At 69.6% G+C, this 14,117-nt stretch carries 13 protein-coding genes; 1 reads left to right on the top strand and 12 read right to left on the bottom strand.

Going from position 1 to position 14,117, the window contains the following annotated elements:
• Positions 1–13 precede the first annotated feature (13 nt).
• From ASF51_RS05050 to ASF51_RS04995, 12 genes are all read right to left on the bottom strand, one after another.
• The gene (locus tag ASF51_RS05050; protein ID WP_200926090.1) at positions 14–895 is read right to left on the bottom strand and encodes an SMP-30/gluconolactonase/LRE family protein; all 882 of its coding nucleotides are present in this window, start codon (positions 893–895) and stop codon (positions 14–16) included.
• A complete protein-coding gene (locus tag ASF51_RS05045) occupies positions 882–1,697 on the bottom strand; it encodes an SDR family NAD(P)-dependent oxidoreductase (protein ID WP_082479554.1) in 816 nt (271 codons plus the stop codon). Before ASF51_RS05045 ends, ASF51_RS05050 begins: the two co-directional genes overlap by 14 nt.
• The gene (locus ASF51_RS05040) at positions 1,694–2,812 is read right to left on the bottom strand and encodes a zinc-binding dehydrogenase (protein WP_235497137.1); all 1,119 of its coding nucleotides are present in this window, start codon (positions 2,810–2,812) and stop codon (positions 1,694–1,696) included. Before ASF51_RS05040 ends, ASF51_RS05045 begins: the two co-directional genes overlap by 4 nt.
• Before the next feature lie 14 nt (positions 2,813–2,826).
• The gene (locus ASF51_RS05035) at positions 2,827–4,668 is read right to left on the bottom strand and encodes an IlvD/Edd family dehydratase (RefSeq protein WP_235497136.1); all 1,842 of its coding nucleotides are present in this window, start codon (positions 4,666–4,668) and stop codon (positions 2,827–2,829) included.
• Positions 4,665–6,044 carry an aldehyde dehydrogenase (NADP(+)) gene (locus tag ASF51_RS05030; RefSeq protein WP_055927902.1) on the bottom strand — a complete coding sequence of 460 codons (1,380 nt, stop codon included), beginning with the start codon at positions 6,042–6,044 and terminating at the stop codon, positions 4,665–4,667. Before ASF51_RS05030 ends, ASF51_RS05035 begins: the two co-directional genes overlap by 4 nt.
• Before the next feature lie 23 nt (positions 6,045–6,067).
• A complete protein-coding gene (locus tag ASF51_RS05025) occupies positions 6,068–7,357 on the bottom strand; it encodes an endo-1,4-beta-xylanase (RefSeq protein WP_055926019.1) in 1,290 nt (429 codons plus the stop codon).
• Complete coding sequence (locus ASF51_RS05020; protein WP_055926016.1) at positions 7,354–7,722, bottom strand: tautomerase family protein; 369 nt, start codon at positions 7,720–7,722, stop codon at positions 7,354–7,356. Before ASF51_RS05020 ends, ASF51_RS05025 begins: the two co-directional genes overlap by 4 nt.
• Complete coding sequence (locus ASF51_RS05015) at positions 7,722–8,795, bottom strand: Gfo/Idh/MocA family protein (protein WP_055926013.1); 1,074 nt, start codon at positions 8,793–8,795, stop codon at positions 7,722–7,724. The genes ASF51_RS05020 and ASF51_RS05015 overlap by 1 nt, the downstream gene beginning before the upstream one ends.
• 64 nt (positions 8,796–8,859) lie before the next feature.
• A complete protein-coding gene (locus ASF51_RS05010) occupies positions 8,860–9,651 on the bottom strand; it encodes an SDR family NAD(P)-dependent oxidoreductase (protein ID WP_200926088.1) in 792 nt (263 codons plus the stop codon).
• Positions 9,648–10,436: a carbohydrate ABC transporter permease gene (locus ASF51_RS05005; protein ID WP_055926010.1), complete on the bottom strand. Its 789-nt coding sequence runs from the start codon at positions 10,434–10,436 to the stop codon at positions 9,648–9,650. The genes ASF51_RS05010 and ASF51_RS05005 overlap by 4 nt, the downstream gene beginning before the upstream one ends.
• 8 nt (positions 10,437–10,444) lie before the next feature.
• On the bottom strand, positions 10,445–11,398 hold the full coding sequence (locus tag ASF51_RS05000; protein ID WP_200920343.1) for a carbohydrate ABC transporter permease: 954 nt from the start codon (positions 11,396–11,398) through the stop codon (positions 10,445–10,447).
• A gap of 106 nt (positions 11,399–11,504) precedes the next feature.
• Positions 11,505–12,875: an ABC transporter substrate-binding protein gene (locus ASF51_RS04995; protein ID WP_055926005.1), complete on the bottom strand. Its 1,371-nt coding sequence runs from the start codon at positions 12,873–12,875 to the stop codon at positions 11,505–11,507.
• A gap of 117 nt (positions 12,876–12,992) precedes the next feature.
• Between ASF51_RS04995 and ASF51_RS04990 the strand changes: the two genes are divergently transcribed.
• Positions 12,993–14,111, top strand: coding sequence for a LacI family DNA-binding transcriptional regulator (locus tag ASF51_RS04990; protein ID WP_255354403.1), 1,119 nt, complete (start codon positions 12,993–12,995; stop codon positions 14,109–14,111).
• Positions 14,112–14,117 lie beyond the last annotated feature (6 nt).

The following is a 14,117-nucleotide window of genomic DNA, read 5'->3' as shown; positions in this document are numbered from 1 at the left end:
GGGAGCGGGGGCGTCACCCGGCGAACGGGTGCACCGGCGCGCCGCGCACGCCCACGTCGACCGAGTACGTGAGCCCGGCCAGCGGCTCCGTGCCCTCCTCGATGCCGTCGCGCGAGGTCGTCACGAGCAGGGTGCGCCCGTCCTCCCCACCGAAGGCACACGAGGTCACGTTCGTGACGGGAAGCTCGAGCACATCGACGAGCTTTCCCGACGCGTCGTAGCGGCGCACCGCCCCGCCACCCCACATCGCTATCCACAGCCCGCCCTGCTCGTCGAGCGCCATTCCGTCGGGCGACCCGTGCACATCCGAGAAATCGATGAACACCTCGCAGCGACCGAACTCCCCGCGCTCGGCGTCGAACTCGTAGCCGTAGACCGCGTCGTCTGCAGAGTCGACGTGCACGGCCAGCGTGCCGTCGCGCATCCACACCAGCCCGTTCGGAACCGTGACGCTCTCGAGCACGACGTGCACCGACAGGTCGGGGTCGAGCCGGTAGAGCGAGCCGGCGCCCGGGCGCGTGTCGTAGGCCATCGAGCCGCAGAACAGACGCCCCGCGCTGTCGCACGCGCCCTCGTTCATGCGCACCGACGTGTCGTCGAACACGGGCACGCGCTGCAGCTGCTGGAGGTCGTCGTCGAGCAGCACGAAGCCGCGCTCGTCTGCCACCACGTAGCCGCCGCGCGTGCGTCGACGGATGAGCGCGGCGATGTCTCCGATGTGCGAGCGCGACTGCTCGCCCGCGGGGTCGGTCACCACGTCGCCCGCGAGCATGTCGACATAGCGGAACACCTCGGCGCGCGGGTCCCAGAACGCTCCCTCGCCGTGGACCACCGAGGCGGGACCGGCCCACGAGCCCTGCGTCGCCGAGAGCCTCACTGCATCAGAGCCAGCCACCGTCCACCACCCAGTTCTGCGCCGTGCACATCGACGAGTCGTCGGCGGCGAGCCACAGCACCATGCGCGCCACATCGGCAGGGTACACGCGATCGGGCAGGCACTGGCTCTGCTCGATGTGCGCCTCGGCCTCCGGCGTGACCTCCTGCTTAAGCTGCCGTTCGGTCATGACCCAGCCGGGGATCACGCAGTTGACCCGGATTCCGTCGGGTCCGAGCTCGCGCGCCATCGCCCGGGTCATCCCCTCGATTCCCGCCTTGGCCGTGATGTAGCCCACGAGTTCGACCAGGTCGATGTGGGCGCTGATCGATCCGAGGTTGATGATCGATCCGCGACCCGTCGCCCGCATCATGGGCGCCACGAGGCGCGACGCGAAGAACTGGTGCCGCAGGTTCACCGCCATCCGGTCGTCCCAGTAGTCGGGGTCGAGGTCGTCGATGGTGTGCCGCCTGTCGTTCGCGGCGTTGTTCACGAGCACGTCGACGGGGCCCAGCGCTTCGGCAAGCCCCGAGATCACGCTCTGCAGCTCGCCGACATCGCGCACGTCGCACCCGCGGAAGAGCACGTCGCCGCCGAGCCCGCCGAGCTCGGTGGCCAGCGCCTCGCCGCGGGCCGCGTCGATGTCGATGAACCCCACGCGCGATCCCTGGGCAGCGAACTGCCGCACGAACTCCTCGCCCAGACCGGATGCGCCGCCCGTCACCACGACGGTGCGTCCGGCCAGGCTCGGGTAGCGCGCGAAGGCGAGCGCGCCCGAAGCGTCGCCCGTCACGGCCTCGCTCATCACGGCCTCGCTCATCATGCCCCCGGCAGCACGATGGAGCGCCCGAGGCTCTCGTGCTGCAACGCCTCGAAGGCGTCGCCGATGCGCTCGAGCGGGTACCGCTCGCCGAGCAGCAGGTCGAGGGGAAGCGCCCCGCTGCGGTAGAGCTCGAAGATGCGCGGCAGGTCGAGCTGCGGAATCGACGATCCGTACAGCGAGCCCACGACGCGCTTCTGGCGCTGCACGAGTTCGTTGATCGGCACGTCGAAGGTCTGCCCGACGCGGCCGAGGCCGACGGCGACGGCGGTTCCGCCCGGGCGCAGCATCGACACGGCCGAGGCCATCGTCTCCGGTCGCCCGACGGCCTCGATGACCCACGCGACTCCGCCGGGAACGAGGGCGAGCACCTGCTCCACGGCATCCCCGTCTCTGCCGTCGACGGTGGCCGTGGCCCCGACCCGGGCGGCGAGCGAGAGCTTGGCCTCGTCGACGTCGACGGCGATCAGCGGATGGGCTCCCGCCGCCGCAGCCCCCATCAAGGCCGAGAGTCCCACGCCTCCGGCGCCGATCACGACGATCGCATCGCCGAGGCACGAGCCGACGACGTTGCGTACGGCCCCCACCCCGGTGATCACGGCGCATCCGGCGATCGCCGCGATCTCGGGCGGGATGTCGTCGGGCACATACACGACGCTGCGCTCGGGAACCACGACGCGCTCGGAGAAGCACGAGACGCCGAGCAGGTGGTGCACGGTCTCTCCATGGGAGTCGCGCATGCGGCTGGTGCCGTCGAGCAGCCCGCCGGACTGCGCCTGCACGGGGCCGAGCTCGCACATGATGGGCCTGCCCGCGATGCACTGAGCGCAGCGGCCGCAGTTCGGGCGCCACAGCAGCGCCACCCGGTCGCCGATCGAGAAGCCCTCGCGCACATCCGGGCCCATGCCCACGATGCGGCCCGCACCCTCGTGGCCGGGCACGACCGGAAGCGGGCAGCGAAGCCCGCCCTGCAGGTAGTGCAGGTCGGAGTGACAGACCCCGGCGGCCTCGATCTCGACGAGCAGCTCGCCCGGGCCGGGGTCGGCCAGCTCGATCTCCTCGATGCCCAGCGGTGCGCCGATCTCGCGCAGCACCGCTGCCTTCACTCTCTGATTCATCACTCTCCGACTCATCAGTGCGACTCCCTCATCACATCGGGCCCGGACGCCCCCGTGAGGAAGTCGAGGTCTGCGCCCGAGTCGGCCTGCTCGACGTGCTGAACGTAGAGCTTCTCCCACCCCCGGGTCGGCGCGGCATAGGCCGTGGTCAGCGCGGCCGACGGCACGCGCCCGGCCAGCTCCTCGTCGGAGACGAGCAGCGTCAGCGACCGCCCCTCCACGTCGAGTTCGATCAGGTCTCCGTCGTGAACCAGCCCGAGCATCCCGCCCGCCGCCGCCTCCGGCGTGACGTGCAGCACCACCGTTCCGTAGGCGGTGCCGCTCATGCGCCCGTCGCAGATGCGCACCATGTCGCGCACGCCCTGCTCGAGCAGCTTCGTCGGCAGCGGCATGTTCGCGACCTCGGGCATGCCCGGGTAGCCCCGCGGACCGCAGCCGCGCAGCACCAGAACCGAGTCCGCGGTCACCTCCAGCTCGGGGTCGTCGATACGCGCGTGCATGTCTTCGACAGAGTCGAACACCACAGCCGGTCCGCGATGCTGCAGCAGCGCGGGGCTCGCGGCGGCCGGCTTGATGATCGCCCCGGTCGGCGCCAGATTGCCGCGCAGAACCGCGATTCCGGCGGCCGGCTGCAGGGGCTCTGACGCGGTGCGGATGACATCCCTGTCCCACACCCGATGCGCCGCGAGCTCGTCGACGAAGGGCGTGCCCAGCACGGTGATCGCGCCAGGGTCGAGCAGGTTCTTCACCTCGTTCATCACGGCGAGGAAGCCGCCCGCCCTGAACAGGTCCTCCATGAGGTGCTCGCCCGCGGGCTGCAGGTTCACGAGCAGCGGCACGTCGGCACCGATGCGGTCGAAGTCGTCGAGGCCCACGTCGACGCCCACGCGCCGGGCGATGGCCAGCAGGTGCACCACCGCATTGGTCGACCCGCCGATGGCCGCGAGCGCGACGACCGCGTTGTGGAACGCGGCGGGGGTCAGGATGTCGGCGGGCGCGAGCCCCTCCTCGACCATGCTCACGATGCGATTGCCGGTCGCGTGCGAGAACTCGAGCAGACGGCTGTCGGATGCGGGGATCCCCGCGACTCCGGGAAGCGTCATGCCGAGTGCCTCGGTGACACAGGCCATCGACGACGCCGTGCCCATGGTGTTGCAATGGCCCCGGCTGCGGATCATCGACGACTCGCTCTTCACGAAGTAGTCGGCGTCGAGCTGCCCCGCCCGCACCTCTTCGCTCAGTCGCCAGACATCCGTACCGCAGCCCAGCGGGCGCCCCTGGAACGTGCCGTTCAGCATGGGCCCGCCGGGCACGACGATGGCGGGGATGCCCACCGACGCGGCCGCCATGAGCAGCGCGGGAATCGTCTTGTCGCAGCCGCCGAGCAGCACGAGCCCGTCGACGGGGTTCGCCCGGAACAGCTCCTCCGCCGCCATCGCCATCATGTTGCGCCACAGCATGGCCGTGGTGCGCACGGTGGTCTCACCCAGCGAGATGATCGGCAGGTTGTACGGGATTCCGCCGGCCTCGTAGACCCCGTTCTTCACGCTCTGCGCCACCTCGTCGAGGTGCGAGTTGCAGGGCGCGAGGTCGCTGGCCGTGTTCGCGATCGCGATCTGCGGCCGCCCATCGAACGCGTGGTCGGGAATGCCTCGGCGCATCCAGGCGCGGTGCAGATAGGTGTTGCGGTTGTCGCCGTCGTACCAAGCGGCGCTGCGGCGGGCGCGATCGGATGCGGGACCGGTTCTCGGACCAGTTCGTATGACGCGCCCGAGGTGCGGCTGGGGCTCCTCCTGTGCGGGCGGGTCGAGGTGTGGGTCGCCCTGTGGTTCGGGCGGGGTCTGCGAGTCGGTCACGGCAGGATCAGCTCTCCGTTTCTGCGGTGCGGGATGCGGGCGAGGCCGGCATCGGTGAGGTCGAACGGAAGGGCCGCGGCGGGCGCGTTCTGGTAGGCGATCGGCCGCAGAAAGCGGCGGATCGCGGTGGCCCCGACCGAGGTGTGCTGCGTGTTCGTGGCCGGCCACGGGCCGCCGTGGTGCTGGCCCCAGGTCACGGCCACGCCGGTCGGCCAGCCGTCGAAGAGCACGCGGCCGGCCAGCGCGGCCAGTCGCTCGACCAGACCCCGGATGTCGTCGGCCGGCTCGGCGTGCACGGTCGCGGTGAGAGACCCCGCGACCGCGTCGATCGCCCACCCGACCTCGTCGAGCGAGCCGTATTCGATGAGCAGGGTGAGCGGCCCGAAGCACTCCTCGAGCAGCGCATCGCTGTGCTCTGTGAACGCGGCGATGGATGCCTGCAGCACGGTGGGCGCGGGCGCGCCGTCGCGCACGGCCCCGCCTGCGACCAGCTCGACGCCCTCGACCGAGAGCAGGCGTTCGAGGGTCTCGCCGAACGCGTCGGTGATGCGGTCGGTCAGCAGCGTGGGTCGCGCGAGCGCGTTCACCCGCTCCGCGAGGGAGGTCGCGGACGCGAAGCCCCGAGGAACGAACACCACGCCGGGCTTCGTGCAGAACTGCCCGCCGCCCAGCGTGAACGAGGCGACGAGGCCTGAGGCGAGCTCCTCACCGCGCGCGTCCAGGGCTGCGGGCGTGACGATCACCGGGTTGATGCTTCCGAGCTCGCCATAGAACGGGATGGGCTCGGGTCGCGTCGCGATGGCGTCGAGGAGCGCGCGCCCGCCGGCGAGCGACCCGGTGAACGAGACCGCCCGGGTGGCCGGGGCGGTGACGAGGTCGATGCCGGCCTCTCGTCCCTCGACGAGCGCGAACGTGCCCGCGGGGGCACCGGCCGCGTCGAGCGCCTGCGTCACGATCTCGGCCGTGCGGCGCGAGAGCTCGAGGTGTCCGGAGTGCGCCTTGACGATCACGGGGCATCCGGCCGCGAGCGCCGATGCGGTGTCTCCGCCGGCGACCGAGAAGGCGAACGGAAAGTTCGATGCCGAGAACACGGCGACCGGGCCGACCGGCCGCAGAACGCGACGGATCTCGGGCTGCGGCGGCGTCGCATCCGGCCGCGCCTCGTCGAGCACCGCCTCGAGGTAGGAGCCCTCGAGAGCGACGTCGGCGAAGAGGCGCAGCTGCCCGGTGGTGCGCGCCACCTCGCCGGTGAGTCGGGCGGCGCCGAGGTGCGTCTCGCGATCGGCGATCTCGACGAGCTCGGCGGCGCGCTCGTCGAGGCGGTCGGCGATCAGGCGCAGCCAGCCGGCGCGCTCTTCGCGAGCCGAGGTCGACATCGAGGTCGAGGTCGAGGTCGAGGTCACGCTTCCACCTCGACGACGAGCGACTCGGTGCCCGCGCCCAGCTCGACCTCGGCCGCACCCGCCGGGGTCGTCACCCGGTAGCGCCCGGCGAATCCCTGCACCGCGACCTGGCCGTCGGCATCCGTCGTCGTGGTCGTCTCGGGCAGCCACCACTCGCCGCGGATGAGGTCGTGCAGCGCGTCGTAGCCGGGCTTGCGGCTTCCGTCGGCGCGGATCAGGCCCGATGGGGCGCCGAGCCAGGCGCCGTGGTCGGTGATGCCCCAGTAGGTGAGCGACTCGACCGCCGGGTGGCCGACGACCGTGCGGTAGTGACGCACGAGCTCGTCGGCCTGCCGGGCCTCGCCCTCGGCCGTCGACGGCCACTCGTCGACCACGTAGTCGTTGAGGTCGACGATCTCTTTCGGCATGAGCTCGCCTGAGAGCAGGGTCGTCTCCGTGAGCTGCAGCGGCAACCCGAAGCGCGAGAAGCGCTCGAGGATCTCCCACACCTGGTCCTCGCCGCGGTAGCCCTGGTGCATGTGCGTCTGCAGGCCGAGGGCGTCGATCTGTATCCCTGCCTCCAGGCACTCCTCGATCAGGTGCTCGTAGTCGGCGCTGAGGTCGAAGTCGTTGAGCACCAGCCGGGCGTGCGGGTTCGCGGCGCGCGCCTCCTCGAAGGCGAGCCGCACCATACCCACCCGGCCGACGCGCTGGGCGAGCCGGGTCACGGCGTTGTCCTCGGCCGTGAACACGGGCAAGATGACGACCTCGTTGATCGCGTCCCACAGGTCGACGACGCCGGCGAACTCGGTGACCTCGCGGCGGATGCGCCGCCGGATCGTCTGCTCGACGTCGGCCTCGTCGAGCTCGAGCAGCCACTCGGGGGCGAGCGTGTGCCAGACCAGGGGGTGGCCTTTCACGGTCACCCCGCGATCGGCGAAGTACTCGGCGGTGCGCCTGAGCCGCTCGGTCTCCGGCCTGCCCTGAACCGGCTCGAAGGCTCGCCAGTAGAACGGCAGGGTCATGTTGTTGAACAGCCCCAGCCAGTCCTCGGCCAGCCTCTCGACCTCGGGCGGGGCCTGCCCGCCGAACACCTCCGACGCGCTGGGCTCACCCGAGGCGGGCGGCCCGCCGAGCCAGTCGATGAAGTCGAACCCGATGTTGCCGAAGCCGAACGCGTGCCGCGTCTGCTCGATCGTCACCTCGGTCGAGGCCAGCGGATGCCCGTGGGCGTCGACCAGGGTGAGGCGTGCGTCGGCGAGACGGTGGCTCAGGTCGCCCCGCTCCAGACCCGTGCGCTCGGTCATCGCTCTCCCCGTGCGCCCGGGTACCAGTCGTCGAGCGTGTTCTCAGTGATCGCGATGAACACGTCGTCGGGGCGCACGCCGAGGGCTTCGAGGTTGCGCGCGACGGCGTCGAACATGGCGCGCTTCGTGTCGGCGTCGTACATCTTCACCATGAGGATGCGCACGTAGACGACGTCGCGGCGGTCTCCTCCGAGGTAGTGCGGGTCGGCCACGATGTGGTCGGCCGGCAGCGGGTGGATCACCTGGAAGCGGTCCTCCGCGTCCATGCCCAGCCCCTCGACGAGGCCGGCGTTGATGGCCTCGGCGTAGGCGAAGCGGGTGTCGTGGTCGACGGTGTCTGCGAGTTCGATGGTTACGAGGGGCATCAGGCCCAGTCCTCCTTGGTTGTGCGCACGTCGGCGCCGGTTCGAGCGGATTCCTCTATGGCGAGGCCGAGCAGGTGGTCCTGGCAGGCGTCGGCCAGGGAGTACGGTTCCGGGCCCTCCGACCTGGCCCACAGGCCCGTCTCTGCGAGGAACGACGCCACGGCGATGTCGTCCTCGGAGAAGCTGGTTCCCACCCACGGGTTCTCGTACACGCGCCGGCCCTCGAAGCTGGCCGAGACGACCTCGTTGCCCTCGAGGTTCATGTCGACGCCGGTGCGGCGATACGAGATGAGCGAGACGATCACTCCCTCGTCGGTGAGGTGGGTGACGGTGTCGTCGACGATCTCTCCGAGCGAGCCGCGGATGACGATGCGGCGCGCCAGCAGCGGGTTCCACCACTGGTTGTCGACGAAGTCGTAGAGGCCCATGCGCCCGTCGCCGAAGTCGAGGGTGGCGATCGTGGTGGTCTTGGGCTCGGGCTGCGGGTCGGCGACCCAGCCGTCGAAGGTGAGCGGGTCGGCCAGCGGCGCCGAGAAGGTGCGCGCGTTCACGACCGTCTCATCCATGCCCACGCCGAGGAACCCGCGCATGAGAGAGGTCGCGTGGTACAGGTGCGTCGACCCGACCTGCACGGCGTTGACGCGGCCGATGGCTCCGCCGCGAGCGACGGCCTGCCGCGATGCGTGGCCGGGCATCAGCATGTACTGCTCGGCCACCTGCACGAGGCCCGATGCACCGACGGCCGCCCAGAGCGAGCGCAGCCCGTCGGCATCCGGTGCCGGGGGCGTCTCGGCGAGAACGTGCGCTCCGAGCTCGACGAGCCGGGTGGTGACCGTCGGCATCGACGACCACGACACCGCCGCGATCACGAAGTCGGGGTGGAAGGTCAGCGCCTCCTCCAGGGTGCGCACGACCGGGATGCCCCACTTCTCCGAGGTGCGCTCCGCGGCCTCGGCCGAGTTGGCCACGACGGCCACCGCCTGCAGGCGGTCGGGCGCGGCCCTGGCCATGCGGATGTGGAAGTCGGCCCTCCAGCCTGTTCCGACGACGGCGAATCTCACGGGGTTGGACATGACAGACCTTCTTTCTTCGTGGTGAACGGATCGATCGCGAGGGTCCCTCGCGCGTGCGTGCCGGTCACACCTGACTCATTCCGCCGTCGACGACCAGTTCGGCGCCGGCGATGAAGCTCGATTCTTCGCTCGCGAGGAACAGCACTGCGGCGGCGACCTCGTCGGGCCTGCCGATGCGGCCCACGGGGATCATCGCGGCGACGGCCTTCTCGACCGTCTCCGATCCGCCGGTGAACTGGTCGAAGCCGGCCGTCGCGATGGGCCCCGGGCTCACCGCGTTGGCGCGGATGCCTCGGCCCGCGAGCTCGGAGGTGAGCGTTCGGGCCAGCGAGCGCACGGCCGACTTCGTGGCGTTGTAGACCGCGTGCCCCGCACCGCCGTTGTGCGCGGCGATCGACGACACCAGCACGATGCTGCCGCCATCCGTCATCAGCGGCACGAGCCGCTGCGCGGCGAAGAACGTGCCTCTGAAGTTGAGCCCGGCCACCCGGTCGAACAGCTCGGGCGTCATGTCGACGAGGGGCGTGGAGTCGACGTCGCGCCCCGCATTGGCGACGAGCACGTCGATGGTGCGGCCGGATGCCCGGATCACCTCGGCGAGCCGGTCGATGCCGTCGAGATCGGCCGCGTCAGCCAGCACCACCTGGATGCCGATGGGCGCGTCGGTCTTCTGGCCCTCGATGCGCAGGGCCTCGGCCCGCTCGGGGTTCGTGCCCGTGACGATCACGTCGGCGCCCTCGGAGACGAAGCGCCGCGCGATGGCCAGTCCGATGCCGGCGGTGCCGCCGGTGACGACGGCGAGCCGGCCCGCGAGGCTGCCCGCGCCTGCCGTGCCGCCGACTGGGCTGTCGATCACTTGAGGGCTCCCGCTGCGAGGCCGCGCTCGAACGAGCGCTGCAGCAGCAGGTAGGCGACGATCACGGGCACGGCCGTGATGACCGCGGCGGCCAGAACGCCGGTCTGGTCGTTGGTGTACTGGCTCGTGAAGAACGAGGGAAGCAGCGTGACGACCTGCTTTTCGGGGTCGTTGAGCATCAGCATGGGCAGCAGGAAGGCGTTCCAGCTGTTGATCAGGGTGAGCACGACGATCGCCCCCGCGATGGGGCGGGTCAGCGGAAGCACGATGTACCAGAACACCTTCACGATGCTCGCGCCGTCGACGCGCCCCGCATCCATCAGCTCTGTCGGGATGCCGGCGAAGAAGCTGCGCGCCAGCAGTACCGTGAAGGGCACCTGCAGGGCGGCGAGCGGCAGGATCACGGCGATCAGCTCGTTGTAGATGTCGAGTGTCGACGCGGTGACGAAGAGCGGTGTCAGCAGCACGGCCTCGGGCATGGTGAGGGCCACGAGCAGCAGCCAGAACCACACCTCCTTGCCACGGATGCGCAGCTTGGCGAAGCCGAAGGCGGCGAGCATCGTGCACACGTAGACGATGGCGATCGTCGACCCGGCCACGATGATCGTGTTCATGAAGTAGGTGGGAACGACGCCGGTGTCGAAGACCTTGGCGTAGTTGCCCCAGCCCGCTCCGGCGAGAGATCCCTGCACCATCGCGACGAGCGCGAAGAGGTAGGGGATGACGATGATGGTCGCGAGCAGTTGCACGCCGATGCGTGACCTGAGGGTGCGCAGTTCGAACATGGCGGGCCTCAGCTCTCGTCGCTTCGACGGCGCAGGTTCATGAGCACGCCTCCGCCGATGGCCAGCACGAGCAGAGCGATCGAGATCGCCGCCGCGTAGCCGAAGTGCTTCTCGGCGACCATGGTCTGGTAGATGTAGGTGCCGAGGAATTCGGTCGCATGATTCGGGCCCGCTTTCGTGACGAGATAGGGAACGTCGAAGGTCTTGAGCGCGCCGATGATGCCGAGGGTCGCCAGCGCGATGGTGGTTCCCTTGCACATCGGCCAGATGATCGACACGAGGGTGCGCAGGTTGCTCGCGCCGTCGATGCGCGCGGCCTCGAGCACCTCGGGCTCGATCTGCGCCATGGCGGCGTAGAAGAGGATGAAGGTCAGACCCGTCCACTGCCAGATCGTGATCGCCATGACCACGGGCATCGCGGTGGCCGAGTCGGCCAGCCACGGGTGGGCGAGATCGCCCAGGCCGACGTGGCGCAGCACCCAGTTGAACTGGCCATCCACGTCGAAGATCGAGCGGAACACCGGGGCCATCGTGGCCGGGGCGAGCACGGTCGGAACGAAGATGATGACCTTGTAGACCGGGGCGAGCTTGAGCTTCGAGTGCATAAGGGCCGCGAAGGTGAACCCGATCGTGGTCTGCACCGCGAAGGTCACGACGAAGAAGACGACGGTGTGCCAGATGGCCAGCCAGAACACGTCGTCCTGGAACATCTGGGTGAAGTTGTCGGCGCCGACAGACTCCGACGGGCTCAGGATGAAGCCGTTCCAGTCGAGGGTCGAGACGTAGCCCGTGTACCCGATGGCGAAATAGATCATGCCGATGACGAGCACCAGCGCCGGCAGGATCCAGATCATGCCCGCGCCGAGGAAGATCTTCTTTCGAGGCCGACGGGGTGAGGGGGCCCGGTTCGGCACCCCCGGGGCGGGTGTTCCGGCACGTGGTTCCACGGTCGCCGTGCTCATGTCAGCTCCATTGCTTGAAGGGCTTGCTTGAAGGGGGGTGTTCAGGCGTGATGCGGTGAGTCCTGCGGGCGGCCGGGTGGCCGCCCGCAGAACCCGAGGTGGTGCGCTACTTCTGCTTGTCGACCACGGCCTGCAGCGCCTCTAGGGCCTGCTTCGCGGTCTGGTCGCCGGTGGCGACGCCGATGAGGGCGTCTCGGAAGGCGGTGTTCAGGTCGGCGCTCACCGAGGCGAAGCGCGGTTCCGTCGCACTGCCGGCGATGTCGGTGTACTCCTTGAGCGCGTCGAGCTGCGCATCCGGGTTGACCAGGTCGATGCCGTCCCACTCGGGCTGCACGCCGTTCAGCGACGGGATGTCGTTGAGCGTGTCGGCGACGGCGCCCTGGCCGGCCTCGGATGTCGTCAGCCAGGTCGCGAAGGTCGTGGCCGCCGCCTGCTGGTCGCTCTTGGCGCTGACCGCGAGTCCGTAGTCGGCGTCGCCGAACATCTCACCCGTGTTGCCTGTTCCCGCGACATCCGGGAACTGGATCGGGATCATCGTGAACGGCTCGGGGTTCGCGACCCCGGCGGCCTCCATCGCGGCGACCATCGAGTCGCGCACGGTGTACTGCGTGTACCAGCTGCCCATCATGACCATGGCGTACTTCTGCGACATGAATGCGTTGTTGGCGTCGGGGTACTGCTGCAGCCCGATCGCGCCCTCCTGCATGATGCCGTCGTCGAACATCGACTTCCAGATGTCCATGCCCTTCTCGAAGGCGGGGTCGGTGTAGTCCATCTCGCCGCGCGACGCCTTGGCGTACGCACCGGGCTCGATGTTCTGCATGATCGCCTCGAAGGTGTCCATGTCGAACGCCCACTGGCCCGCGCCCTGCACGAAGCATCCCTGGCCGGCGGCCTCGAGCGTCTGGCAGACCTGCACCCACTCGTCGTAGGTGGTCGGGGGCGTGAGGCCGTTCTTGTCGAAGATGTCCTTGTTGATCCACACGCTGCCCGAGTAGACGGCGCCGGCCGACAGGCCCACGACCTTGCCGTCGACGCTCAGTCCGTCGACTCCGGATGCGGCCAGCTTGTCTTTCCAGCCCGACCCGAGGGCCTCCTCCACCGCGGGGGCCAGGTCGATGGCTCCGGCCTGGAACGTGTTGACGCCTCCGTTGGCCGATCCCGGGGCGACGTTGAAGACATCCGGTCCGTCAGACGAGGTGATCGCCGGGCCGAGAACCGAGTCGTAGGTGTCGATCGGCTTCGAGACGAACTCGACCTCGATGTCGGGGTACTCCTCGTTGAACGAGGCGATGAGCTTGTCGGCCAGCGGCTTGTCGGGGGTCCAGCCCCACCAGGTGATCGAACCTTCGCTCGCCGAGCCCGCGTCGGCCGAGCTTCCGCCACCGCCGCCCGAGCAGGCGACGAGCGATAGGGCCGCCAGACCGGCCACGACGATGGCGCTGCTGCGGCGCCATCCGAATGTCTGCTTTGACACTGTTTCTCCTCTTAGTCTCCGCGTCTCTGCGGATCGCCAGTAGAACCTGTACGCAACTCTGACGCGGGGGTGCGTGAGCTTTGCGAATGAACTTACCTGAAACTTGCTGCGCAACTTTTGCGTAAGTTGCGTAATCAGCAGTGTAGGCTGGGGGCAGTTCACGAGTCAACGGGGTTGGCTAAATGTGATCGAAATTCATATCGAGAGAGTTCATGTCGAGAGGAGGGGCCCATGCCTGAAGCAGGAGCGACCCTCGCCCAGATCGCCGAGGCGGCGGGGGTGTCGATCCCCACCGTGTCGCGGGTGCTGAATGGCAAGCCCGGCATCTCGGCGCCCAAGCGCGAAGAGATCGAGCGCCTGCTCGAAGACCGGGGCTACGCGCGCCGCAAACCGCGGCGGGGCACACCGCTCATCGACTTCGTCATCTCGAGCCTCGAGACGCAGTGGGCCACCGAGCTGCTGCGCGGCGCCCAGGCCGAGGCGGCGCGCGCCGGCGCCGACCTGGTTCTCAACGCCACCGACGGCAGACCGGCCGGATCGCCCGACTGGATCGAGCGCATCTCGGCCCGGGGCACCGACGGCGTGGTGCTGGTCGTGTCGGAGCTCGAACCGCAGGCCAGAAGGGAACTGTCGCGCCTGCAGGTTCCCGTCGTCGCCATCGACCCGATCGGCTCCGACACCGAGTCGTTCGTCACCGTATCGGCCACCGACTGGGTGGGCGGGCGCGAGGCCACGGAGCATCTGCTCGCCCTGGGGCATCGCCGCATCGGCTTCATCACCGGCCCCATCACCCTCGAGTGCCACCAGGACAGGCTCGACGGCTACACCTCGGCCCTCGGGCGAGCAGGCATCGCAGCCGACCCTTCCCTTGTGCGCCAGGGCGACTCGCTCATCGCGGGCGGCCAGCGCTTCGGCGGTGAACTGCTCGACCTGACCGACAGGCCGACCGCCATCATCAGCGGCTCGGACGAGCAGGCCTACGGCGTGTACCTCGCCGCCAGGGAGCGCGGGCTGCGCATCCCCGAAGATCTGTCGGTGGTCGGCTTCGACGACGTCGACCTGTGCCGGTGGGTCAGCCCGCAGCTCACGACGGTGCGCCAGCCCCTGTCGAGCATGGCGGCCGAGGCCACGCGCCTGCTGCTCAAGCTCGCCGCGGGCGAAGAAGTCGCGAGTCCCACGGTGCGACTGGCCTCGAAGCTGATCGTGCGCGACTCCACGGCGGCGCCGGCTTCGTAGGCCTGC

Origin of the sequence: Agreia sp. Leaf283 (genome assembly GCF_001422485.1) — a bacterium.
Lineage (GTDB): Bacteria > Actinomycetota > Actinomycetes > Actinomycetales > Microbacteriaceae > Agreia.
Note: the sequence above shows the minus strand (reverse complement) of the source record. Positions and strands in the feature narration are given on the sequence as shown.